Source organism: bacterium SCSIO 12696, assembly GCA_024397955.1.
GTDB lineage: Bacteria > Pseudomonadota > Gammaproteobacteria > Pseudomonadales > Porticoccaceae > SCSIO-12696.
In genome coordinates this window covers 1,727,780-1,750,483 of sequence record CP073744.1, presented here as the reverse complement: position 1 = coordinate 1,750,483, position 22,704 = coordinate 1,727,780, and the positions used below count along the sequence as shown (strand labels likewise).

Genomic DNA, 22,704 nt, shown 5'->3' with positions numbered 1-22,704 from the left:
TAACCTTAATGAGCGAATTCAGCCTGATTCGGCGCTATTTCAGCAATTTGCAAACCCTCAGTGAAGGGGTCGCGCTGGGTATTGGTGATGACGGCGCAGTGGTTGAGCATCGGCCGGATGAGCAGCTGGTGGTGGCCACCGATACTCTGGTTGAAGGTGTTCACTTTCCCCAAGGCCTGACTCCCGAGTATATTGCCAGCCGGGCCTTGGGCAGCAACCTCAGCGATTTAGCGGCCATGGGAGCGGAGCCCCGCTGGTTCACCCTGGCGCTTACCCTTCCCGAAGAAGACGCGAATTGGCTGGCCAGTTTCAGTGATGGCCTGGCGGCCATGGCCCGCCGTTACCATTGTTCTCTGGTCGGCGGCGACACCACCCGAGGGCCATTGGTGGTTACTATCACGGTTCATGGGGTTGCCCCCAAGGGGCAGGCGCTGACCCCCAGTGGTGCGCGCCCGGGGGATAAACTGTTCGTCAGTGGCCTTCCCGGTTTGGCGGCAGCGGGTTTGGCGTGTCTTCAAAACCGGTTTACGCCCGGGTCTGGTCCATTGCGAGATTGTGCGGTTGCCCGTTTTACCAATCCTCAGCCACGGTTGGCGCTGGGTGAACAGCTGCGTGGCATTGCCAGCGCCGCGATCGATGTGTCCGATGGCTTATTGGCGGACCTCAACCATATTTGCCAGCGCAGCGGCGTAGGTGCCGAGCTGGATATAGCGGCTTTAGAGCAGATGCCTTGGCCGGCATCTGGAAATTACCGTCAACGCCTGTTTGACTGGGCGCTGCACGGAGGTGATGACTACGAGCTCTGTTTTGCGGTACCGGTGGAAAAACTGGCTTCACTTGCTGAGCTCGATAGTGACTGCGAAATAACCGAAATTGGCGAGTGCGTGGCAGGCGGTGATATCGTTGCCCGCGATACTGATGGTGTTAAAACCGTTATGGCCCCCCGGGGCTTCCAACACTTTTGAGCGGCAACCATGACCCAATTATTGAAAAATCCGATCCACCTACTGGCCTTTGGCTTTGGCTCCGGACTGTCCCCGAAAGCACCGGGTACCGCAGGTACGTTGATGGCAGTGCTGCTGTATCTGCCGCTGTCCACACTGCCACTGCTGGAATATTTGGCCGTGGTGGTTATTGCTGGTTTAGTGGGCGTTTATCTGTGTGGAAAAACCGCCAAAGACCTTGGCGTACACGACCACCCGGGCATTGTCTGGGATGAGTTCGTGGGCTACTGGCTGACCATGGCGGCACTGCCCGCTAGCTGGCCCTGGATTATTGCGGGCTTTGTGGTTTTTCGGGTGTTTGATATTTTCAAACCCTGGCCGATCAGCTGGTGCGACCGGCGTATTCATGGTGGCGCGGGCATTATGCTGGATGACATTTTGGCCGGCGCTTACAGCTGGGCGATTCTGTTTACGATCTATAGCTTACTGCAGTAGTGAACTGCCTTTACAGCCAACCCCTTGCCGTTACAATAGTCGCCCTACTCACCCCCGGAGCGTTTAGTGTCCTTGAAATTTGTAGAATCTTCGCAGCTTCCCACCGAGTTTGGTGTGTTTGCCATCCACGGTTTTGACGATTCCGTCAACAACAAAGAACACATTGCGATTTCAATGGGAGATTTATCGGGCGAGCAGCCCGTGCTGATGCGGGTGCACTCGGAATGCCTGACAGGGGACGCGTTGTTTTCCCAGCGCTGCGATTGCGGGGCGCAGCTGCAAGCGGCCATGAAGCGCATCGCCGAACAAGGGCGGGGTGTGATTTTATACCTGCGTCAGGAGGGCAGAGGCATTGGCTTGCTCAATAAGATCAAGGCCTACCATCTCCAGGATGCGGGCCACGATACGGTGGAGGCCAACGAAAAACTGGGCTTTGGTGCCGATATGCGTGATTACAGCATTTGCCAGCCGATGCTTGAACACCTGGGGGTTAAAAAAGTACGCCTAATGACTAATAACCCGCGCAAAGTGCAGGCGATTAAAGGCCAGGGTGTTGAGGTGGTGGAGCGGGTGCCTTTGCAATCGGGTTCCAATCCCCACAATGCCAAATATCTGGCTACTAAGGCGGGAAAGCTTGGGCACTTGTTTGATTAGCTTTTAGCCTTGATGTAATAACGTAACTGTTTGAGAAAAAGCAAAAAGCCCGGCACTAGCCGGGCTTTTTACATCAACGGAACCGATACGACTTAAGTGCCGAATTTGGTGCCTGTGGTAAAGAACTGCAAGGACGACGGATCGGCACGGGTGACAAATTCAATGTAGTCACTGACTCCGGCCTGAGCCTGATGCTTTGAATCGTAAGGGCCAACGGCGGCGCCTTCTCTGGTTGCAAAAAACCAGAAGTTGTGGAGGTTAAAAAACCGCTCACTACGAACAGGAAGCTGCTCTTGGATGTCGCCTTCTCTATATTCCGGTACCACTTCTGTACCCTCCCACGGGTGTATGCTGTTGGATACTGCTTTGCTATAAATACTGCAATCCTGGCTTTTAAAAGCTCTTTTCGCAGGTTCTTGCCATGGATTTTATAACACCACGGTGCAAGACCATTAGAAGTCCTTCCCTTTAATATAGAATCCGACCACCAATTTGACGGTTTTCTGCGTCGGAATCCAGATGGATTGTGACTTAATTGTTACAAGCGGTCAAATGTTGCTTCTTTGCGGCTCAGAATGTAAACGCCCTTCAATACGTTCAAACCTTCCGCCAACTGATTGTCCATAATATCCGCTGTTATCTCTTTTTCGGCACTTTGATCCGAATCTTTATCCGGGTTGGATAAATGCCCATTAAGGCTGGACTCACTGATGACGTAATCCTGGCCTTTTAGCGGCACCAAATCTGCGCGCTTAATGATGATATCTGGCTGTATACCCTTGGCCTGAATAGAGCGGCCACTGGGGGTGAAGTAGCGGGCGGTGGTGAGCTTCAGGCCTTCGGTTTCAGAAATTTGCACCACGCTTTGCACAGAGCCTTTACCAAAACTGCGGGTGCCCACCACGATGGCCCGGCGATGATCTTGAAGGGCACCGGCGACAATTTCTGAAGCCGATGCAGAGCCGCCGTCAATCAGCACTACCACGGGTGTGTTGCCGGTGATGTCGTCAGAGCCGGCTTCGTATTCGGTGTTGGAGCTGGGCAAACGGCCTTTGGTGTAGGTCACCATGCCGCCGTCCAACAGGGTGTCTGCAACTTCAATCGCTGCTGGCAAAACCCCGCCGGGGTTGTTGCGCAAATCCAGCACCAGGCCTTTGAACGGATCTTCAGAGCCCATCAGTTTGAGCAGGCTGTTGCGAAATTGCTCGCCGGTTTCCACCTGGAACTGGGAGATGCGAATGTAGCCGTATCCCGGCTCCAGAATTCGGCTGCGTACGCTGAGGGATTTGATGGTATCGCGGACAATTTCCAGCGTCAGTGGCCCACTGGCGCCCTTGCGCAAAATGGTCAGTTCTACACTTGAGCCTCTGGGGCCGCGCATCAGGCCAATGGCTTCGTCCTGGCTCAGGCCTTTGACCACTTTGTCATCGATTTTAACGATCCGGTCGCCGGCCAAGATGCCCGCTTTGGTGGCGGGGGAGTCATCGATGGGAGCAACCACTCTCACCGCACTGTCTTCCATGTCGACTTCAATACCAATACCACTGAACTCTTCGCCGTTGCTGCTTTTTTGCAGTTGCGAGAATGCGTCTTGATCCAGGTAGGTCGAGTGGGGGTCGAGGTTGTTGAGCAGGCCATTAATGGCATTTTGCAGCAGGGTTCGATCGTCCACTTCCTCCACATAGGATTTGCGGATGTGATCGAAGATCTGGGTAAATGCCCGCAGCTCTTCCAGAGGCAGTTGGGCTTTGGGTGCCTCGTCACTCTGTTGTTCGGGGTTTTCTGCTGCCTGTAATGGCCCCCCCAGCAATAAAGCCAGGGGCAGGGCAGCGGTCAATCGGCGCAGAGAGTTGCGAGAGTGCATAGTAATGCCTTATCCATAAACAAACGTCTGAAGTGTAAGTTTGGAGGCTCTAAAAGGGAAAGAGTTTCTTGCGGTCGGCAATTATTGGATATTCAGAGGGCGTAATTATCCCCGCTTCAGCCACTTTGACGGGTTACGGGGCTGGCCGTTTTTGCGAATCTCAAAATACAGAGCGCTCTCATCCAGGCCACCGGAATTGCCAACCTGGGAGATCAGCTCCCCACTTTGAACCCACTCCCCGGTTTCTTTCAACAACACTTGGTTGTGAGCGTAGAGACTCATGTAGCCATCGCCGTGGTCGATAATAATCAGCAGGCCGTGGCCTCGCAGATAATCCGAAAACACCACCCGGCCATGATGAATAGCGTTTACTGCGGTACCGGAACGAGCGCTCAACAGCCAACCGTTCCAACGTATATCCGCTTGACGGCGATTGCCAAAACGCTTGCGCAGCTGACCTTTGACTGGCCAGTTGAGTTTGCCCTGACGATTGGCAAAGGGTTCGCTATTGCCCGCCAGATCCAGTTCGGCAATGGCTCGCTCCAATGAAGCGATGACTTGCTCGAGAGCGGCTCGTTCCTGTTGCAGTTTGTTCAGCTGTTGCTGATCGCTGCGAATTTCCTTGGCGATGGCTGCCAGGGCGGATTTGCGCTGGTCGATTTGTGTGTTGAGTTGCGCTTGCTGTTGTTTCAGCGCCTGTTGTTGATTCAGTTGCAATTGCTGCTTTTCGGTAATAGCCATCTGCACTTGGTCCAACTCGCGGATGGTGGTTAAGTAGCGTTCTACTTTGTCGTTGCGGGCGCGCAAAAAGTAGTCGTGGTATTTCAGCAGGCGGTTAAAGCGGGCGGGTTCCTGTTCGTTCAACAGCAGCTTTATTTGCTCTTCACGACCCAATCGGTAGGCGGCGTTAATGTGTTGGGCAATCAGGCCTTGTTGTTCGGTTTTGGCGGTTTGCAGTTGGCGGCGCTGTTTGTTCAGGGTAACCAGCTCTGAACGCAGCTGGTTTAAAGCCGCCTCGGTGCGAGTTATTTGCTGGCGTAATTTGCCCGCTGCGATTTCAGTTTGCCGCAATGCCTGGCTTTGCTGGTCGCGATTCTTGGCGCTGGCTTGTAAGCCCTTTTGCAGCTCGGCAATGCGTGCTTTTAAGGTATTGAGCTTTTTCTCTTCACTGGCTTTGTCCGCATGCAGCGGCAGCCACGCCAGCAACCCTGCCAGCAGGCAGACCGCTCGCCAGGTGCTGGCAGTGATCGTCGACAAAAACGCTTACCCTTTCACAACCGCCAGGGAGCGCCCGCCCATCTCCTGGGGCTGAGCCAAGTTCATCAGTGCCAGCATGGTGGGGGCCACGTCTGCCAGTGAGCCATCGTCACTCAACTGCAAGGATTGAGTACCCACATACACCAGAGGTACTGGCAGTGTGCTGTGCTGGGTGCTGACTTGGCCAGATTCGCTGTCAAACATTTCTTCCAGGTTGCCGTGGTCGGCAGTGATCAAGCAGTCGCCACCCACTCCGTTGACGGCTTCGATGATGCGGCCAACACATTGGTCTACATACTCAGCGGCTTTTACCGCGGCATCAAATACGCCGGTGTGTCCCACCATATCGCCGTTGGCGTAGTTGCAAATCACCGCATCAAAGGTGCCGCCTTCAATGGCGTCTACCAACTTGTCGGTGACTTCGCCGGCACTCATTTCTGGCTGCAAATCGTAAGTGGCCACCTGAGGGGAGGGCACCAGAATGCGTTCTTCACCCGGGTAAAGTTCTTCACGGCCACCGGAGTAGAAAAAGGTAACGTGAGCGTACTTTTCCGTCTCGGCGATGCGCAATTGGGTTTTGCCCTGGTTGGCCAGGTACTCACCCATGGAATTGACCAGTGCCTGGGGCGGGAATGCGCAGGGGGTGTTGATATCAGCGGCGTACTCGGTGGTCATCACAAAATCCGCCAGTGCCGGTGTGGCTTGGCGCTCGAAGCCGTCAAAATCCGAATCCACAAAGGCGCGGGTAATCTGGCGAGCGCGATCAGGGCGGAAGTTCATAAACAGCACCGCATCGCCATCTTCAATGACACGGCCACCGTTGATGGTGGTGGCTTGAACAAACTCGTCGTTTTCTTCCCGATCGTAGGCCGTTTGCAGGCCAGCTACGGCGTCGTCGGCATTAAACTCGGCGCGCCCCAGGGTCAGCAGGTCGTAAGCGCTCTGCACGCGATCCCAGCGTGAGTCCCGATCCATGGCGTAGTAGCGGCCGCAGAGGCTGGCGATTTCACCGACGCCCAAATCCGCCAGTTTGGCCTGCAGTTGTTCCAAAGACGGTTGTGCACTGCGTGGCGGGCAGTCACGCCCATCTAAAAAGCCGTGAACATACAGTTGTTTTGCCCCTCGCTGGGCGGCCAATTCGCAGGCGGCGGCGATGTGGCTTTCATGGCTGTGAACACCCCCTGGAGACAACAGTCCCAGAATATGAACCGCTTTGCCGGCCGTCACGGCTTTGTCGATGGCGTCTACATAAGCCGGGTTGTTGTAAAAGTCGCCATCTTCAATGGCTTTATTGATGCGGGTGTAGTTTTGATACACCACCCGGCCAGCGCCCAATGTCATATGGCCCACTTCGCTGTTGCCCATTTGGCCCTCGGGCAGACCTACCGCCATGCCTGAGGTTTGAATCAGGGTGCGTGGTGCCTCTGCCCACAGCTTGTCCCAAATCGGTGTGTTGGCGGCGTGAATGGCATTGTGTTCGGTGGCATCGCTGTGCCCCCAACCATCGAGAATCAGTAGTACCAGGGGTTTCTTGGGCGTGTTCATGGTATCCATAAGTCAGACGGTGAAAACAGCGGTGAATGGTAACGGTTTCTAGCGGTCAACTCCATGGTTGCTACCCCATGGCTCACCGGCCACAGCTCGTTTATACTCCCGCCTCTTGAAATAACTGACTGGAATTGAAGTCGTGGATTTTTTTGTGTTTATCAGCGACCAGTGGCTACTGGTCAGCATTGGTCTGGTACTGGTTTACCTGTTGGCGATTACCGAAGGGAATAAAGGCGGCAAACTGTTGTCTACCAGCGAGGTGGTGGTTTTGCTGAATTCTGGCGATGGTGTTCTGCTGGATGTGCGCAACCACAAAGAATACGACGCTGGTCATATTACTGACGCGATCAATATCCCTCACGATAAGCTGGCGGACCGCCTGACAGAGTTGGACAAGCACAAGGGCAAAACCCTGGTGGTGGCCGATAAACTGGGCCAGCACGCCGGTGCTGCTGGCAAGGTGCTGCGCAAGCAGGGCTTTGATGTGCGTCGTATTCGTGGTGGCATTTCTGAATGGCAGAATCAAAACCTACCACTGGTCAAAGGGAAAGACAGTAAGAGTAAGGAAAAAACCAAGTCCAAGAAAAAAGGTAAACAGTAATGGCCAACGTAGTACTTTATGGCACCAAATTCTGCCCCTACTGCATCGCTGCCCGGCGCTTGCTCAAGTCCAAAAAGGTCGACTTTAAGGACATTTCCGTAGATGCCAACCCCAAGCTTCGAGCAGAGGTGAAGCAGCGCAGTGGCCAGCGCACCGTGCCTCAAATATGGGTGGGCGACACCCATGTGGGCGGGTTTGACGACCTGCAACGTATGGACCAGCAAGGTAATCTGGATAAATTACTGGCCAGTGCTTGAAATGTGCCAGGCTGGCTCCATATACCTTTCACAACCAATATAAAAGAGCGGTAGGCGCTCCTCATTAACACTTGAATACTCAAGAAAGAAGGCAAATTCCATGGCTGACGAAACCACCAACGAAAACATTGAAGAAACCACTGACGCTGAACAACCCACTGAAACCGAAGGCACCGCAGAGGGTGAGCAGGCTGCTGCCCAAGGTCAAGATCAGCCACAAGTGCAATTCGCCATGCAGCGTATGTACTTGAAAGACCTCTCTTTCGAAACTCCTCAAGGTGTTGAAGCGTTTCGCAAGCAATGGAAACCCAACGTTAACCAGGAAATGACCACCAAAACCAAAAAGGTGGAAGATGGTTTGTACGAAGTCACCCTGCAGCTGACCATCACCGTAAAGAGCGAAGAAGAAGCCCTTTACCTGGTGGAAGTACAGCAGGCTGGTCTGTTTACCGTAAAAGGCCTGGAGGGCCAGCAGTTGGCTCAGGTGCTGAATACCGCTTGCCCGAACATGCTGTTCCCTTACGCTCGCGAAGTTATCGATAACGTAGTGACCAAGGGTTCTTTCCCGGCGTTGATGTTGCCCCCCATCAATTTTGATGCGTTGTTTATGCAAGCACTGGCTCAAGCCAAAGCCCAGGCGGAGCAACAACAAGAAGGCGCTGCTGAAACCGCTCACTAAAGCAAAGCAGCTTTCTTCATCTTTAAAAGCCCGCAACTTGCGGGCTTTTTTGTGCTTCGGTTTTCTTCACCTGCCACAGCCTTGACGGCGCGCCTGTGGCCCTGCATTCTCGATATTCTTAAATCGGCGGAGAATCCCATGCCTTGCTATGCGATTGACGGCCTGACTCCGGTTGTTCACCCTACTGCTTATGTGCATCCGTCTGCGGAGCTGATTGGCGATGTCATTATTGGGCCAGATTGTTACATCGGCCCTTGCGCTTGTTTGCGCGGTGACTTCGGTCGCATCGTTGTGGAGCAGGGGGCTAATGTTCAAGATACCTGTGTGATGCACAGCTTTCCCGGCAAAGACGCTGTTGTGGAGCAAAATGGCCATATTGGCCACGGCGCGGTACTGCATGGTTGTCGTATTGGTCGCAACGCCCTGGTGGGCATGAACGCAGTGGTGATGGATGGAGCGGTTATTGGCGAGGAATCCATCGTCGCAGCTGGTGCGTTTGTAAAAGCGGCGTTTCAGTGCGAACCGCGCAGCATGGTCGTCGGCAGCCCCGCTAAAGTGATTAAGCCAGTAAGTGATGAACAGATTCAGTGGAAAACTCAGGGTACAGCGGAATATCAGCAGCTGGCTGTTCGCTGCCACCAAACGTTGCGAAGAGTTGAGCCATTAACGGAAGTGGAGCCGGATCGAAGCCGTATCGATGCTGGCAATATCACACCATTGTTCGAACAGGAGAAGCCTGATGGTCGCTAAAGTGTTTTTAAGCCTTGTGGCGTTAGTATTTGCGCCCACCTCTCTGGCCGAAGTAACCGCTAAAAGTGCAAATGGCTTTGCCATTGAAATTTCCACTCAGGTCAATGGGCCGCGGCAAGCGGTTTACCAACAGTTTTTACAAATAGGCCAGTGGTGGGATTCCAGCCACACCTACTCTGGCGATGCTGCCAATATGTATCTGGAACCAAAAGCAGGTGGGCGTTTCTACGAAAAAACCGCCGATATGGAAGTTCTGCATATGACAGTGACCTATGTGAAGCCCGGCCATGCAGTACATATGACTGGCGGCTTAGGGCCACTGCAAATGATGGGTATACACGGTGGAATGTCTTGGGAATTCAAAAAACTGGATGACCAAAAAACACAAGTAGTACACCGTTATCAGGTCACCGGCTTTATGGAAGGTGGCTTGGAGCAGCTGGCCGCTGTTGTTGACCGGGTACAGGCTGGGCAGGTTGAACGCTTAAGGTTGGCATTGGAGAAATAGTCACCGGTAAAACGCCACTCTGCAGTTTCACATTTTCTTGAACTCATATCCGTAGTATGGGGTGAAATTACCCCGAACTTGCTGGTATGAGAAAACTCTACGCGTATCTCGCCTATCTGGGAGCACTGCCTTTTGTGCTCTGCGCCCTCTGTTTACTACTCGGTGTCTACAGCCTGCCTTACGTAGGCGATGTTCAAGTGGTGTTGTCCACCTATGGGCTGGTGATCGCTTCGTTTATGGCTGGCAGTCTCTGGGGCCAACAGTTTCAGGCTGACCAGCAGTGGGCTCGATCCATTGGTTTGTTGACAAACATTATCACCGTTGGTGTCTGGCTGGGGTACCTGCTGTTGCCGTTGTCAGTGTTTCTATGGCTTCTCGTAGTCGCGTTTGTTGGCCTATTGGTGATGGATCGCAAGCAGCTTCAGCTGGGTCATATTAGCAAAGCGTACTTTTCTATCCGATGTGGCGTCACCGCTGTTGTGTCAGCCGCACTGGTGGTGTCATTTATTTTTAGTAGTTCTTAACAGGAGATCCTGACTGGTGGATATTGCAGTTGTTGGGGCTGGCCTTGCCGGGCTTACCGTTGCTCATGGGTTGCGTGAGCGAGTCAGTGTGACGGTATTTGAAAAATCTCGCGGCGTGGGTGGGCGTATGTCCACTCGGCGAGCAGAGCCTTTTGCGTTTGATCACGGAGCACAATTTTTTCGTGCCAGGGGTGATCGATTTAAAGCGTTTCTATCACCGATGATCGACCAAGGAGTTGTCCAGCCATGGGAAGGGCGTTTTGTGGATATCCACAATCGGCAAGCGGCACCGTGTTCATCAACAGAATCAAATATTGCCCCCTATGTGTGTGCGCCGGGAATGAGCGCGATGGCCAAGCATTTGCGCCAACAGCTGTCGGTGCAGTTGCAAACACGAGTGGGTTCTATTGCCAAGGAGCACAGCAAATGGGTACTTACGGATGATCAAGGTGCATCACTAGGGGTTTACGACTGGGTCATTTTTGCGGCTCCTGCTGAGCAGACCGCAGAGTTGCTGCCAGCAGAAAGCAGTTGTTACCAAACCGTGGCCTCCATTCGTATGCAGGCCTGCTTCTCACTGATGCTGGGTTTTGATGAGCCACTGGAGTTGGGTTTTGATGGCGCAACTGTACACGGCGAAGACATCAGCTGGATTGCCTTAAACCACACCAAGCCAGACAGGGCACAGGCCTTTAGCGTAATGGCCCATTCCAGTAACCAGTGGGCCGGTGTGCATACCGACGATGACCGCGACCAAGTGATGGGCCACTTGAGCCAGCAACTCGGAGAAATTTTGGGTATTGATGTCAGTCAGGCCAGCCATAAAGCCTTGCACGGTTGGCGTTATGCCAACGCCCTCAAACAAACTGGCGAGCCCTGCCTGGTTGATGCGGAGCACCAGATTGGCGTGTGTGGAGACTGGTTGATTGAAGGCAAGGTTGAAGCCGCATTTAACAGCGGCGATGCATTGGCTCAGGCATTGACTGATGTTCTTTAATCGATAGAGGCGTATTTTTTATGACAGACGACTTGGCCATTATCTGGTTTCGGCAAGATTTACGGCTGTCTGACAATCCCGCACTGGCACTGGCGGCTCAGCATAAACGGGTGTTGCCCATTTATATATTGGACGAGGGCAGCGCCGGTGAATACGCCATGGGAGGTGCCAGCCGCTGGTGGCTGCACCACTCATTGACGTCCCTGAATGAGTCCCTGCAAGGCAATTTGTCCGTTTACTGTGGCGACCCAGCAATCATTATTGGTGAGCTGGTCAAACGCCTGGGCGTAACAGCGGTGTACTGGAATCGCTGCTACGAACCCTGGCGCACCACTCGCGATGCGGACATAAAACAACAGCTGAGCAATAGCGGTGTTGCGGTAAAAAGCAGCAACGGTTCTTTGTTGTGGGAACCTTGGCAAGTGCACAAAAATGATGGCGGTCATTACAAAGTATTTACGCCGTTTTATCGCAAAGGCTGCCTGCAGGCACAGCCGCCACGAGCGCCTTTAAAAGCTCCGCGCGGTGTCCATTATTTATCGGATATTGAAGGTGTATCTGGTATTGGTGATTTAAACCTGCTGCCCAATATTCCCTGGGATGCGGCTTTTTATGATCAATGGAGAATCGGTGAAGATCACGCTCAAATCGTTTTTGAACAGTTTATTGAAAACGGTTTGCACGACTATAAAGAGGGGCGCAACTTCCCGGAAAAAAATTGTGTTTCCAGACTGTCGCCCTACCTGCATTTCGGTGAAATATCCCCCAATCAACTTTGGCATACGGTTCGTCGTTTGGGAGATAACCCCAATATTGATCATTTTTGCAGTGAACTGGGTTGGCGGGAATTTTCCTACAGCCAGCTCTACCACAACCCAACGCTGCCCAAGCAAAATTTACAGAGCAAATTTGATCGCTTTCCCTGGGCTGATCAGCCGGACCGTTTAAACGCTTGGCAGGTAGGTCTTACCGGAATTCCCATGGTGGACGCGGGTATGCGCGAGCTGTGGCAAACCGGTTACATGCACAACCGGGTGCGTATGATCGTTGGTTCATTTCTGGTGAAGAATTTGCGCCTGCACTGGCACCACGGCGAGCGCTGGTTTTGGGATACCTTGTTGGATGCCGACCTGGCCAACAACAGCGCCAGCTGGCAATGGATCGCTGGCTGTGGTGCTGATGCCGCACCGTACTTCCGAATTTTTAACCCGGTCACTCAGGGGCAAAAATTTGACCCGGACGGCAGTTACGTAAGGCGCTACATCCCTGAAATTGCTTCTTTACCTGATAAGTATCTGTTCAGCCCGTGGGAAGCGCCAGAGCAGGTTCTGTTGGATGCGAAGATCAATCTGGGGACGACTTACCCCAAGCCGGTTGTGGATTTAAAGCAGTCTCGGGTAGAGGCACTGGAGGCGTTTAAGTCTTTATCAACAGACTCAACTGGCGAATGATTGATGGCTGTTCTTCGGCTTATTCTAGGCGATCAACTGTCTGAAACCATCTCCAGTCTGTATGGCTGCAATCCTGCTGAAGACATTGTGCTGATGTGCGAAGTGGCTCAAGAAGCTCAGTATGTGAAACACCACAAAAAGAAAATTGCATTTTTGTTTTCTGCCATGCGGCACTTTGCCGCTGAACTCATTGAAAAAGGTTATCCCGTTCACTATGTAAAGCTGGATGACACCGAAAATACCGGCTCTCTGCAAAGCGAAGTTATCCGATTTTCCAATAACAAAAAAATGTCCTCCGTGATTGTTACCTACCCCGGTGAGTACCGAGTTCTGGAAAATATCAAAACTTGGCAACAACATTTGAGCATTCCAGTAGAGGTTCGCCCAGACACCCGCTTTATGTGTTCTTTATCGGGATTTGCACGTTGGGCGGCTGATCGCAAGCAGTTGCGCATGGAATATTTTTATCGAGAAATGCGTAAGCAATACAATATTTTAATGGACGGCGATAAACCGGTCGGTGGCAAATGGAACTACGATGCCAGCAACCGCAAACCACCCACCAGCAAACTGGACATTCCTCCGCCTTACAAAACCGATGTCGACGACATCAGCAAAGACGTTCTGGCATTGGTTGCCAAACAGTTTCCCGATCATTTTGGCAACCTTGAACCGTTTCATTACGCGGTCACCCGAAAACAGGCTCTGCACGTATTGGCCAGCTTTATTGAGCTGCGCCTTGGGAAGTTTGGCGATTACCAGGACGCCATGCTGGAAGGTGAGCCCTGGATGTATCACTCTCACATCAGCTTGTATCTAAACTGCGGTTTGCTGTTGCCCGCTGAATGTGTGCAGGCTGCGGAAGCGGCCTTTCACCAAGGTAAGGCGCCATTGAATGCGGTTGAAGGCTTTGTGCGGCAAATCATCGGCTGGCGGGAATACGTGCGCGGCATTTATTGGCTGAAGATGCCAGATTACCGCGAACAAAACTTTTTTAACGCAGAGCGTGATTTGCCAGATTTCTACTGGACAGCAGACACGCCGATGAACTGCTTGCGCCAATGCGTATCGGAAACTCGCGACAATGCCTACGCCCATCACATTCAACGGCTGATGGTGCTGGGCAATTTTGCTCTATTGGCTGGTATTGATCCGAAACAAGTGAATGAATGGTTTTTGGTGGTTTACGCCGACGCCTACGAGTGGGTGGAATTGCCCAATGTGTCCGGCATGGTGCTGTTTGCCGATGGCGGCTTTCTGGCCAGCAAACCCTACGCAGCGGGTGGCAGTTACATCAATAAAATGTCCGACTACTGCAAAAACTGCAGTTATAAGGTGAGCCAAAAGAACGGCCCGGACGCCTGCCCATTTAACTACCTGTATTGGGATTTTCTGGCTCGCCATCGGGATAGGCTCAGTTCTAATCATCGTTTGGGCATGATATACAAAACCTACGACCGGATGGGAGAGGCCAAAGCCGAACAAGTGCGTACCGACAGCCAAACCTTTTTGGACAATTTGTAACTCTGGAGATCGGTGATGATCACGGTTTTCTACGACGGCCAGTGCGGCCTGTGCAGCAAAGAGATTGCTCACTACCAACGTATTGCCCCCGAGGGTATTTTCACGTGGCGGGATGCTAACTGTTCAGAAGACGCTTTGCGTCAGCTGGGGGTGAGTGTGGCGGGTGCGCTCAAGCTGTTGCACGCAGTCGATAACAACGGCCGGCTGCACATTGGCGTCGATGCATTTATCTTGATGTGGGCGCAGTTGAAACGTTGGCGAATATTGGCGACGCTGGTGGCACTGCCTGGGGTTCGCCAGTTGGCTGATATCAGCTATCGCGGGTTTGCCAAGTGGCGTTTTAAGCGGCTAAGCCACTGCCAGATCGCAGAAGATACCGGCAGCGGGTAATCTGGGGCTAAACCTCAAACACCTTCAAGGTATTGGTCATCCCACCTTCACCAACCTGGTCGCCGCGTGTACCCAGTACCACATCGCCTTTATTCAGGAAGCCATTGGATTTCAGCTGTTCCACCGCATCTGAGAGTAAGTTGTTGCGGTTATTACCGGAGATGTCGTAGTAACGGGGGATAACACCACGAAACAGCGCCATACGGTTAAGGGTACTTTGGTGCTCGGACAGAGCAAAAATTGGAATGCCGGAGCGGATCCGCGACATTAACAGTGGGGTGTTGCCGGATTCGGTCAAACAGATAATCGCTTTGACGTCGGGCATGTGGTTGGCAGCGTACATGGCAGCCATGGCGATGGCGTCTTCGGACTCCCGGAACTGCCGATCCATACGGTGGCCGGAAATCTGAGTGCAGCGTTGCTTTTCTGCACCCAGGGCGATGCGGCTCATCGCCTCTACCACCGTCACCGGGTGCTTGCCGGTGGCGGTTTCCGCCGACAGCATCACCGCATCGGTGCCATCCAGTACCGCGTTGGCTACGTCAAACACCTCGGCCCGCGTGGGGATAGCGTTGTCGATCATGGTTTCCATCATTTGAGTAGCGGTAATCACGGCGCGGTTTAGCTGGCGGGCGCGGAGGATGATTTTTTTCTGTACGCCAATCAGGCCAGCGTCGCCAATTTCCACGCCCAAGTCGCCACGAGCCACCATCACCGCGTCGGAAGCGCAAATGATGTCATCCAGGGTTTTGTCATTAGCGACGGTTTCCGCACGTTCAATTTTTGCCACCAGGCGGGCATGGCAACCGGCTTTTTCGGCGCATTCCCGAGCGTAATTCATGTCCTCGGCAGTGCGCGGGAAAGAAATGGCCAGGTAATCAATGTTCATTTGCGTGGCCACTGTCAGGTCGTTGAGGTCTTTCTCGGTCAACGCCGGAGCAGACAGCCCGCCACCCAGCAGGTTGATGCCTTTGCGGGGATAAAGAGTGCCGCCCACAACCACTTTGGTGTGAACCTGAGTGCCGTCAATGCGTTCAATTTCCAGCTGCAGGCGGCCGTCGTCCAGCAACAGTGTTTGCCCGGGTTTGCAGTCCTGAGGCAGGGCCTGGTAGCTGCAGCCGACAATGTGTTGGTCGCCGTCACTTTCTGGGTGCTGGGTGTCGAGTACAAAGGCTGCACCCTCTACCAGCTCGGCTTCGCCATCACGAAACCCGGCAACGCGAATTTTGGGGCCCTGCAAGTCCCCTAACAGGGCCACGTTGGCCGATAGCTTGTCGGCTTCTTCACGCACAATGCGAGCCCGCTCCATATGCTCTTCGGCGTTGCCGTGAGAGAAGTTGATACGGAATACGTTGGCACCGGCCTGGATAAGGTGGCTGATGGTATCGGCGTCGGAGCTGGCTGGGCCCAGGGTGGCTATAATCTTGGTGCGTTTATACATGACGGTATCTGCAGTGGGATGGCGACGAAATAAAGCGCACATTGTATAGCAACTACCATGACACACAGATAACATCTGATCAGATTTTTACATTACCGGGAGCCTACTATGAAAACCTTGCTGATTACCGGCTGCAACCGAGGTATTGGATTGGAGCTAACTCGCCAGTATGTGCAGAGCGGCTGGCGGGTTCACGGTTGTTGCCGCAAGCCGTCGCCAGACTTGCAGCAGTTGCAAGAGGAGTACAGCCAGCAGCTGGTGGTGCACACGCTGGAGGTGGATAGTGAGCGCAGCATTGCGGCGTTGGCTGAAGCCATTGGCAGCGAACCCATTGACTTGCTGTTGAATAACGCGGGTGTGTACGGCGGTGACGGCAACCGTTTGGGCAGCCTGGATGTGGATGAATGGTTACAAGTGGTGCGGATCAATACCATCGCTCCCTTGCTGATGGCGCAGACGTTTCTGGATAACGTGGCCGCCAGTAAAGGCAAAACCATTGCGGCTGTGAGCAGCAAGGTAGGGAGCATTGAAGACAATCAAAGGGGCAGCACCTACATGTATCGCTCCTCCAAAACTGCGCTCAACCAAGCCATGAAAAGCCTGTCTATTGATACCGCTGAGTTGGGCATCAAGGCTGTGGTATTACACCCCGGTTGGGTGCAAACGGACATGGGCGGCCCCAATGCGCTGATTACCACCGAACAAAGTGCAACGGGTTTGAAAAAGGTGTTGGATGAGCTGACTCCGGAACAGTCCGGCCATTTTATTAACTATGACGGTACCGAAATTCCCTGGTAGTTATTATTTTCGAGCAAAGTGGTCTTCTGCAGGGCCGCGGCGGCGAGACAGGAAAATAAAATGCTCATTGTTGCCGCGGGCCTTGGCCTGGTGCTTGGCGTCGGAGGCCAGCCGAGCGACTTCGTGGTGGGAATGGCAACGTGCCGGGTCTGGGGAAACCACGCCAATGGCAATGGTTAACAGGCCAAAGAAAGCGCTGTTGCCCTGGCGGTCTTCGCTCCAGATGCCGCCCTCGTTTAATGCCTCTTCGCTGTAGAAACGCTGTCGCTCTTTATTAAACAACTCGAAAATGTGTTCGCACTGTTGGCGCCAGTCGTCACTGCGAAACAGAATCACGAAATCGTCGCCACCCACATGGCCCACCAAGTCCTTGTCGGTGTCCACTGCACTGTTGAGGATATCTCCCAAGCTCGCCAGTACTTCGTCCCCTCGGCTGTAACCGTAGGTGTCGTTAAAGGGTTTGAAATTATTGAGGTCGATATAGGCAAGGCGAAATGGCTCGCTCTGATTCAGCAGTTCGTCAATCCACTCGTAGATGGGCACGTTGCCGGGCAATAGCGTCAGTGGGTTGCTGTAGCGGGCGTAGCGCATTTGATAGTCGGTAATGCGGCGCAACAGATCGCTGACTTTACCTACGCCGATATAATCGCCACCCCGGGTAACGATAAAGTCGTCGTTTAAGTCCGCCTGCTCGAGGCCGGTAACGCGCTTACTCACTTCCTCCAAGCGGGCTTCGTAATCCACCACTACCGGGGTTCGATTCATAATCTCCTGCACCGGCTTACGGCCGTACAGTTGATGAGAAAAACGCCCGGAAAATAATTCCAGAATCTGAGCGCGAGAAATTAATCCCCGAGGTTTGTTGTTCTCAACAATGGGGATAGAACTGATTTCTGGATGGCGTATAAAAGCATCGTTAATGTCTTCGGCCGCCACATTGGGGCTCAGGGTTTGGGCATTTTGCACCAGTTCCATGACGGTATCTCTGGGCCGTGTTTTCAGCCGCCGTACAGTCATGGTGCCGCTGTTGTCCAAATGCTCACGGAAGGCGCTGGCGGATTTTTCCGGGCTCTCCACTGGCTTTTGCAGCAGATAGCCTTGGCCCAGCTTGATGCCCAGGTTGCGCAGTGCTTCCAGCTCTTGAGGCTGTTCAATGCCCTCTGCAATCACCTGGCAGTTGAGGCCGCGGGAGATTTCACAGATGGAATTAACGAACTCCCGCTTTACCGAATCCGAATGAATGTCGTGAACAAAATGCATATCCACTTTGACGTAGTCCGGGCGAATTTCCGCCCAAGTGCGCAACCCGGAATAACCGCTGCCCAAGTCATCAATAGCTAGCTGAAGCTGGTGTTGGCGGCAGTAGTCGGCAATTTCCCGAATGCGCTGATAGTCATTCAGCGGGTGCTTTTCGGAAATTTCCAACACAATATCCAGACGATCGCTGTTGTCGATTAATGCGCGGCTAATGGGGTTGTTGGCTGCGTCTAATTCGGTAAGATCGGGAGCGGCAATATTGATAAACAGCTTGCCCGGCAATGCCAATTTACTAAAGCGGTCAATGGCAGAGGTGATGCAACACTGCTCCAGCTGCCTTAACAGGTTGCAGCGCTCGGCGGCGGCAAACAATTGGATGGGGAGATGCAGCGGACTGCCTTTGGGGCCTCGAGCTAAGGCTTCGTAGCCGAGTATGGTGCGGTTGGGAAAATCAATAATAGGCTGAAACCAAATACTGAGTAAGTCGTTGTCCAGTATGTTGGTTAGCTGTTGTTCGATATCTGCGCTGTCAACCAGCGTATTGTCTGAGACCCCCATCCCACACTCCTGCTTATTTTATTATGTGCAGAAAATTATCATGGAACTGCACTGTGACAGTTGTGTGACAAAAATGTGATGGTCGTGTTGCCGGTCTTAGATAACTACCGTTCAGTGTTGATCGAAGTCCACTACCACTTTATTACTGACCGGGTGGGCTTGGCAGGTGAGAATAAAGCCATCGTCGATTTCCTCTTGTTCCAGGCCGTGGGCCAAATCCATTTCCACTTCTCCCTCAACTAATTTGGCTTTGCAGGTGGCGCACACACCGCCTTTGCAGGAGAACGGTAAATCGACGCCGTTATCGATACCCGCGTCCAGCAAGTTTTCGCCATCGGCACTTAAGTCGAAGTGAATACGGCGGCCGCCAGACATTAATGTCACGTTACTCACCAGCTCGCCGTATTTCTCCGCGCGCTGGTGATGTTTTTGTACTGCTTCTGCCGCGGCTTCGGCAGAGGAACCAAACAGTTCGTAGTGAATGTTGGCCTCGGCAATGCCTTCGCTGCGCAGGCCCCGAGACACTTCCGAAATCATCGATTCCGGGCCACACAAAAACACGTCGTCAAAGCTGCTTATTTTTATGAGTCTTTTGGCTTGTAGCTCGCCACCTTTACGATTGTTGATACGCCCGTGCAGCACTTCTGCATCGTGTTCTTCGCGGCTGAGAATATTGATCCACTGAAAGCGATCCATATAGGCATTTTTTACGTCCGACAATTCTTCGCGGAACAGTATGGTGTTGGTGCGCTGATTGCCGTAAATCAGAGTGACCTGGCTATTGGGTTCAGTAGCCAGAGTGGTTTTGATAATCGACAACATGGGGGTGATGCCCGAGCCAGCGGCAATGCACATATATTTTTTGGCATTGGCTGGGTTTAGCTCGGTGTGGAAGCTGCCTTGGGGGGGCATCACGTCCAGCGTGTCACCGGCTTTTAATTTCTCATTGGCGAAGGTGGAAAAAACACCGCCGTTGATTTTTTTAATGCCTACGCGCAATTCTGAGTCGCCAACGGCAGAACAGATGGAGTAAGAGCGGCGTACCTCTTTACCATCAATGCCCGCTTTCAGAGTTAGATATTGGCCTTGAATAAACTGGTACTTTTCTTCCAGGTTGGCAGGCACATCAAACACCAGCTGTACCGCAGAATCGGTTTCTGGCACAACCGCGGCGATTTTTAATGGATAGAACTGGGTATCAGTCATGGCATTACTCTGGTTACAATCTCTTCAGAATAGTCACTACAGGCATTTAAAATAATCAAACGGCTCTTGGCAGCTTTTGCATTTGTACAGCGCCTTACAGGCGGTTGAGCCAAACTCGCTGATTTTTACGGTATTGGTGGAGTCGCACTGAGGGCAGGGTACCACGGGCTCTTCCGTAAGCAGCGAGGCTTTATCGCTGCTGGCGTGCTGAGGTGGGGCAATGCCGTATTCCCTTAACTTGCGACGGCCCTGTGGGCTCAGCCAGTCTGTGGTCCAGGCGGGAGCCAGCTGGTTGCGAATGTCTACTTCGTTATAGCCGGCACTGCTCAGTGCTGTTTGTACGTCCTCCGCCATGGTGTTGATAGCCGGGCAGCCACTGTACGTGGGGGTGAGGGTAACGGTAATTTTGTTGCCCTGTTTCTCCACGTTTCTCAACACACCCAAATCCCACAGTGACAATACCGGCACTTCCGGGTCATGCACTTTATCCAGCAAATTCCAAATGGCAGCCGTCGCGGGGTTGGCACGGCATTGGTCGCGTTCAAGTTGTTCGGCGCTTACGGTTGGGATCAGTGTGGTCATTATTTCTTCTCCCATCATTCCTCGCACAGGGAGGAGTGGTGGTCAGGTTTACCAGGTATTACCTGGATAAGCTCTTTGAACGTACTGCAACTCCGCCAGCAAATAGCCCAGGTGTTCAGTGTGAATGCCGGTGCGGCCACCGCGAATGGCGATATCATGGTCTGGTAGAGTCAAGGTTGCCTCACTGACAGTATCTTCAACGATCTGTTGCCATTGGCTTCTCAGCGCTGCACGGTTTACGGCGATACCCTGGCCAACAAGCTGATTTTCCAGTTCGTCCATATCAAACAATTCGGTAACGTAGTCCCAAAGCTCGTCGATGGCTTGTTGGCAGCGGCGGTGGCTTTCCTCTGTGCCGTCGCCCAAGCGTACGACCCAGTCTTTACTGCGGCGCAAGTGGTAAGTGGTTTCCTTAATGGCTTTGCCAGCAGTGGCGGCCAGCGTATCGTCACTGCTGTTTTGCAGTTCGGTGTAAAACAGCAAATTGAAGGTATCCACAAAAAACTGGCGAACCATGGTGAATGCAAAATCGCCTTTGGGCAGCTCGTTGATTAACAGGTTGCGGTAGTCGCGAGCGTCGCGCAGGTAACAAATATCATCCTCTGTTCGGCTTTTGCCTTCAGTTTCTGCGGCGTAGGCGTAAAGCATTCTGGCTCGGCCCACGTAATCCAGCGCCACGTTAATCAGCGCGATATCCTCTTCCAGAAACGGGCCATTGGAACACCATTCGGAAAGGCGATGGCCCAAGGTGAGCGAATCGTCTGCCAAGCGAATGGCGTAGTCGGCGATGGCTTGATTGTTTGTATTTGTCATGTTATTTGCCTTACTTGTCATCCCCGCGAAGGCGGGGATCCATTTCTTCGAAACCGCGGATTCCCGCCTGCGCGGGAATGACGAGCTGATTACATATTGTTAACTTCATCGGGCAACTGGTAGTGCGTTGCATGTCGATAAGGCTTATCGTCCATCGGGTCGTAAAAACTGTCCCGGTCGCTTTCTTGCGATGCGGTAATATCGCTGGCTTTCACCACCCAAATGCTCACCCCTTCAGAACGGCGGGTGTACACGTCGCGGGCGTATTCCAGTGCCTGCTCGGCGTTCTCTGCGTGCAGGCTTCCACAGTGAGTGTGATCCAAACCGCGCTTGGAGCGCACAAAAACTTCAAACAGGGGCATATTGCTCATAGTCTTTACTCTCTCGTCCGTCATTGCGAAGTCGCGGAGCGACTGTGGCGATCTCGTGATGCGTTTACCAGATTGCTTCGCTGCGCTCGCAATGACGTGGTAGGTAGTTATGCTGCTTTTTCGGCACGAGCTTTTTTCTTGGCGTCGTAAGCTTTGGCCGCTTCCCGCACCCACTCACCGTTGTCGTGGGCTTTTTTGTGGTGGGCTAAACGCTGGCGATTACAAGGGCCATTGCCTTTAATCACTGCAAAAAACTCGTCCCAGTTCAACTCGCCAAAGTCGTAGTGGCCTCGTTCTTCGTTCCACTGAATGTTTTTGCTGGGCATTTCCAACCCCAACACTTCAATTTGTTTGATGGTCTGGTCCACAAACGCCTGGCGCAATTCATCGTTTGATTTGCGTTTGATTTTCCACGTCATGGATTGAGCAGAGTTGGGTGAATCCGCATCAGTAGGGCCGAACATCATCAGCGACGGTTCCCAAAACCGATTTAACGCATCCTGTGCCATGGCCTTCTGATCTGGCGAGCCCTGGGCCAGCTTCAACATAATTTCGTAACCCTGGCGTTGGTGAAAACTCTCTTCCTTACAAATCCTAATCATGGAGCGGGAGTAGGGACCATAAGAAGTGCGCTGCAACGCCACCTGGTTAACGATGGCGGCGCCGTCCACCAGCCAACCAATAGCTCCGATATCTGCCCAGGTGAGAGTTGGGTAATTAAAGATGGAGGAATATTTGGCTTTGCCCTCGTGCATCAGCTGCACCAACTCCTCGCGGGTGGCCCCCAGGGTTTCGGCCGCGCTGTACAGGTACAAGCCATGACCGGCCTCGTCTTGCACCTTGGCCAATAAAACAATCTTGCGGTGCAAACTGGGTGCGCGGGTAATCCAGTTACCCTCCGGCTGCATGCCAATTACCTCCGAATGGGCGTGCTGAGACATCTGCCGCAATACGGTTTTACGATACTTCTCTGGCATCCAGTCTTTGGGTTCGATCTTCTCTTCAGCATCGATACGGGCCTGAAACTCTTTGTTCAGCTCTGCTTCCAGTTGTTCAAGGCTGGCTTCGCTGTTAGGCATAGGTGGCTCCGGGGCGTGGCATTCCTTAATGATACAAAAAATATACAATCTATTGCAAATATGTATCATTTTTGAGCGGTCTAAAGTTGCTTCACCCTAGGTAGAGTTCGGCTCGCGTACTTTTTGACACATTCGCAGAGCTGGGAATCCATATTG

25 protein-coding genes are annotated in these 22,704 nt (G+C 53.0%); 14 read left to right on the top strand and 11 right to left on the bottom strand.

Annotation, left to right across the window (positions count from 1 at the left end; genetic code table 11):
• The first annotated feature begins 8 nt into the window (after positions 1 to 8).
• The 3 genes from thiL (at position 9) to ribA (ending at position 2,093) form a co-directional block, all read left to right on the top strand.
• Entirely contained in the window at positions 9 to 965 is a 957-nt protein-coding gene (gene thiL, locus KFE80_08060) for a thiamine-phosphate kinase (GenBank protein UTW44354.1), read from the top strand.
• A 9-nt stretch (positions 966 to 974) separates the two neighbouring features.
• On the top strand, positions 975 to 1,439 hold the full coding sequence (locus KFE80_08055; protein UTW44353.1) for a phosphatidylglycerophosphatase A: 465 nt from the start codon (positions 975 to 977) through the stop codon (positions 1,437 to 1,439).
• A gap of 66 nt (positions 1,440 to 1,505) precedes the next feature.
• A complete protein-coding gene (gene ribA / locus KFE80_08050) occupies positions 1,506 to 2,093 on the top strand; it encodes a GTP cyclohydrolase II (GenBank protein UTW44352.1) in 588 nt (195 codons plus the stop codon).
• Between the two features lie 92 nt (positions 2,094 to 2,185).
• Here ribA and KFE80_08045 read toward each other — a convergent pair whose 3' ends face one another.
• The 4 genes from KFE80_08045 to gpmI all read right to left on the bottom strand — a co-directional run bounded on the left by KFE80_08045 (position 2,186) and on the right by gpmI (position 6,759).
• A complete protein-coding gene (locus KFE80_08045) occupies positions 2,186 to 2,419 on the bottom strand; it encodes a hypothetical protein (GenBank protein UTW44351.1) in 234 nt (77 codons plus the stop codon).
• 212 nt (positions 2,420 to 2,631) lie between these two features.
• Positions 2,632 to 3,957 (bottom strand): S41 family peptidase, encoded by a 1,326-nt coding sequence (locus KFE80_08040; protein ID UTW44350.1) that lies wholly within the window; start codon positions 3,955 to 3,957, stop codon positions 2,632 to 2,634.
• 105 nt (positions 3,958 to 4,062) lie between these two features.
• The gene (locus KFE80_08035) at positions 4,063 to 5,214 is read right to left on the bottom strand and encodes a peptidoglycan DD-metalloendopeptidase family protein (protein ID UTW44349.1); all 1,152 of its coding nucleotides are present in this window, start codon (positions 5,212 to 5,214) and stop codon (positions 4,063 to 4,065) included.
• Between the two features lie 6 nt (positions 5,215 to 5,220).
• Positions 5,221 to 6,759 (bottom strand): 2,3-bisphosphoglycerate-independent phosphoglycerate mutase, encoded by a 1,539-nt coding sequence (gpmI, locus tag KFE80_08030; GenBank protein ID UTW44348.1) that lies wholly within the window; start codon positions 6,757 to 6,759, stop codon positions 5,221 to 5,223.
• A gap of 142 nt (positions 6,760 to 6,901) precedes the next feature.
• On the opposite strand from gpmI, the gene KFE80_08025 reads away from it, so the two are divergent.
• From KFE80_08025 to KFE80_07980, 10 genes are all read left to right on the top strand, one after another.
• A complete protein-coding gene (locus KFE80_08025; protein ID UTW44347.1) occupies positions 6,902 to 7,363 on the top strand; it encodes a rhodanese-like domain-containing protein in 462 nt (153 codons plus the stop codon).
• Positions 7,363 to 7,620 (top strand): glutaredoxin 3, encoded by a 258-nt coding sequence (gene grxC, locus KFE80_08020; protein ID UTW44346.1) that lies wholly within the window; start codon positions 7,363 to 7,365, stop codon positions 7,618 to 7,620. The genes KFE80_08025 and grxC overlap by 1 nt, the downstream gene beginning before the upstream one ends.
• A gap of 100 nt (positions 7,621 to 7,720) precedes the next feature.
• Positions 7,721 to 8,299, top strand: coding sequence for a protein-export chaperone SecB (secB, locus tag KFE80_08015; protein ID UTW44345.1), 579 nt, complete (start codon positions 7,721 to 7,723; stop codon positions 8,297 to 8,299).
• Between the two features lie 138 nt (positions 8,300 to 8,437).
• On the top strand, positions 8,438 to 9,049 hold the full coding sequence (gene paaY, locus KFE80_08010) for a phenylacetic acid degradation protein PaaY (GenBank protein UTW44344.1): 612 nt from the start codon (positions 8,438 to 8,440) through the stop codon (positions 9,047 to 9,049).
• Positions 9,039 to 9,557, top strand: coding sequence for an SRPBCC domain-containing protein (locus KFE80_08005; protein UTW44343.1), 519 nt, complete (start codon positions 9,039 to 9,041; stop codon positions 9,555 to 9,557). Before paaY ends, KFE80_08005 begins: the two co-directional genes overlap by 11 nt.
• A gap of 86 nt (positions 9,558 to 9,643) precedes the next feature.
• Entirely contained in the window at positions 9,644 to 10,081 is a 438-nt protein-coding gene (locus KFE80_08000) for a DUF3429 domain-containing protein (protein UTW44342.1), read from the top strand.
• A gap of 13 nt (positions 10,082 to 10,094) precedes the next feature.
• Entirely contained in the window at positions 10,095 to 11,078 is a 984-nt protein-coding gene (locus KFE80_07995; GenBank protein ID UTW46673.1) for an FAD-dependent oxidoreductase, read from the top strand.
• A gap of 20 nt (positions 11,079 to 11,098) precedes the next feature.
• Complete coding sequence (locus KFE80_07990) at positions 11,099 to 12,529, top strand: deoxyribodipyrimidine photo-lyase (GenBank protein UTW44341.1); 1,431 nt, start codon at positions 11,099 to 11,101, stop codon at positions 12,527 to 12,529.
• Positions 12,530 to 12,532: 3 nt separating this feature from the next.
• Positions 12,533 to 14,053, top strand: coding sequence for a cryptochrome/photolyase family protein (locus KFE80_07985; GenBank protein UTW44340.1), 1,521 nt, complete (start codon positions 12,533 to 12,535; stop codon positions 14,051 to 14,053).
• Positions 14,054 to 14,068: 15 nt separating this feature from the next.
• Entirely contained in the window at positions 14,069 to 14,443 is a 375-nt protein-coding gene (locus KFE80_07980) for a DUF393 domain-containing protein (protein UTW44339.1), read from the top strand.
• Positions 14,444 to 14,450: 7 nt separating this feature from the next.
• Here KFE80_07980 and pyk read toward each other — a convergent pair whose 3' ends face one another.
• Positions 14,451 to 15,884: a pyruvate kinase gene (pyk, locus tag KFE80_07975; protein UTW44338.1), complete on the bottom strand. Its 1,434-nt coding sequence runs from the start codon at positions 15,882 to 15,884 to the stop codon at positions 14,451 to 14,453.
• Positions 15,885 to 15,992: 108 nt separating this feature from the next.
• Here pyk and KFE80_07970 point away from each other — a divergent pair, with 108 nt between their 5' ends.
• Complete coding sequence (locus KFE80_07970; protein ID UTW44337.1) at positions 15,993 to 16,682, top strand: SDR family oxidoreductase; 690 nt, start codon at positions 15,993 to 15,995, stop codon at positions 16,680 to 16,682.
• Between the two features lie 3 nt (positions 16,683 to 16,685).
• On the opposite strand, the gene KFE80_07965 is transcribed toward KFE80_07970, so the two are convergent.
• The 6 genes from KFE80_07965 to paaA form a co-directional block, all read right to left on the bottom strand.
• Positions 16,686 to 18,497, bottom strand: coding sequence for a GGDEF domain-containing protein (locus KFE80_07965; GenBank protein UTW44336.1), 1,812 nt, complete (start codon positions 18,495 to 18,497; stop codon positions 16,686 to 16,688).
• Positions 18,498 to 18,608: 111 nt separating this feature from the next.
• A complete protein-coding gene (gene paaK / locus KFE80_07960) occupies positions 18,609 to 19,703 on the bottom strand; it encodes a phenylacetate-CoA oxygenase/reductase subunit PaaK (protein ID UTW44335.1) in 1,095 nt (364 codons plus the stop codon).
• A 36-nt stretch (positions 19,704 to 19,739) separates the two neighbouring features.
• The gene (gene paaJ, locus KFE80_07955; GenBank protein ID UTW44334.1) at positions 19,740 to 20,285 is read right to left on the bottom strand and encodes a phenylacetate-CoA oxygenase subunit PaaJ; all 546 of its coding nucleotides are present in this window, start codon (positions 20,283 to 20,285) and stop codon (positions 19,740 to 19,742) included.
• 48 nt (positions 20,286 to 20,333) lie between these two features.
• On the bottom strand, positions 20,334 to 21,119 hold the full coding sequence (gene paaC, locus KFE80_07950) for a phenylacetate-CoA oxygenase subunit PaaC (GenBank protein ID UTW44333.1): 786 nt from the start codon (positions 21,117 to 21,119) through the stop codon (positions 20,334 to 20,336).
• A 68-nt stretch (positions 21,120 to 21,187) separates the two neighbouring features.
• Positions 21,188 to 21,469: a 1,2-phenylacetyl-CoA epoxidase subunit B gene (paaB, locus tag KFE80_07945; protein ID UTW44332.1), complete on the bottom strand. Its 282-nt coding sequence runs from the start codon at positions 21,467 to 21,469 to the stop codon at positions 21,188 to 21,190.
• A 107-nt stretch (positions 21,470 to 21,576) separates the two neighbouring features.
• Positions 21,577 to 22,548 (bottom strand): 1,2-phenylacetyl-CoA epoxidase subunit A, encoded by a 972-nt coding sequence (gene paaA / locus KFE80_07940; protein UTW44331.1) that lies wholly within the window; start codon positions 22,546 to 22,548, stop codon positions 21,577 to 21,579.
• Positions 22,549 to 22,704: the final 156 nt, after the last annotated feature.

Bases quoted from the DNA above. Each gene is read 5' to 3' on its own strand.
- thiL (UTW44354.1), top strand. From the start codon at position 9: ATGAGCGAATTCAGCCTGATTCGGCGCTATTTCAGCAATTTGCAAACC.
- KFE80_08055 (UTW44353.1), top strand. From the start codon at position 975: ATGACCCAATTATTGAAAAATCCGATCCACCTACTGGCCTTTGGCTTT.
- KFE80_08040 (UTW44350.1), bottom strand. From the start codon at position 3,957: ATGCACTCTCGCAACTCTCTGCGCCGATTGACCGCTGCCCTGCCCCTG.
- gpmI (UTW44348.1), bottom strand. From the start codon at position 6,759: ATGAACACGCCCAAGAAACCCCTGGTACTACTGATTCTCGATGGTTGG.
- grxC (UTW44346.1), top strand. From the start codon at position 7,363: ATGGCCAACGTAGTACTTTATGGCACCAAATTCTGCCCCTACTGCATC.
- secB (UTW44345.1), top strand. From the start codon at position 7,721: ATGGCTGACGAAACCACCAACGAAAACATTGAAGAAACCACTGACGCT.
- paaY (UTW44344.1), top strand. From the start codon at position 8,438: ATGCCTTGCTATGCGATTGACGGCCTGACTCCGGTTGTTCACCCTACT.
- KFE80_08005 (UTW44343.1), top strand. From the start codon at position 9,039: ATGGTCGCTAAAGTGTTTTTAAGCCTTGTGGCGTTAGTATTTGCGCCC.
- KFE80_08000 (UTW44342.1), top strand. From the start codon at position 9,644: ATGAGAAAACTCTACGCGTATCTCGCCTATCTGGGAGCACTGCCTTTT.
- KFE80_07990 (UTW44341.1), top strand. From the start codon at position 11,099: ATGACAGACGACTTGGCCATTATCTGGTTTCGGCAAGATTTACGGCTG.
- KFE80_07985 (UTW44340.1), top strand. From the start codon at position 12,533: ATGGCTGTTCTTCGGCTTATTCTAGGCGATCAACTGTCTGAAACCATC.
- KFE80_07980 (UTW44339.1), top strand. From the start codon at position 14,069: ATGATCACGGTTTTCTACGACGGCCAGTGCGGCCTGTGCAGCAAAGAG.
- pyk (UTW44338.1), bottom strand. From the start codon at position 15,884: ATGTATAAACGCACCAAGATTATAGCCACCCTGGGCCCAGCCAGCTCC.
- KFE80_07970 (UTW44337.1), top strand. From the start codon at position 15,993: ATGAAAACCTTGCTGATTACCGGCTGCAACCGAGGTATTGGATTGGAG.
- KFE80_07965 (UTW44336.1), bottom strand. From the start codon at position 18,497: ATGGGGGTCTCAGACAATACGCTGGTTGACAGCGCAGATATCGAACAA.
- paaK (UTW44335.1), bottom strand. From the start codon at position 19,703: ATGACTGATACCCAGTTCTATCCATTAAAAATCGCCGCGGTTGTGCCA.
- paaJ (UTW44334.1), bottom strand. From the start codon at position 20,285: ATGACCACACTGATCCCAACCGTAAGCGCCGAACAACTTGAACGCGAC.
- paaC (UTW44333.1), bottom strand. From the start codon at position 21,119: ATGACAAGTAAGGCAAATAACATGACAAATACAAACAATCAAGCCATC.
- paaB (UTW44332.1), bottom strand. From the start codon at position 21,469: ATGAGCAATATGCCCCTGTTTGAAGTTTTTGTGCGCTCCAAGCGCGGT.
- paaA (UTW44331.1), bottom strand. From the start codon at position 22,548: ATGCCTAACAGCGAAGCCAGCCTTGAACAACTGGAAGCAGAGCTGAAC.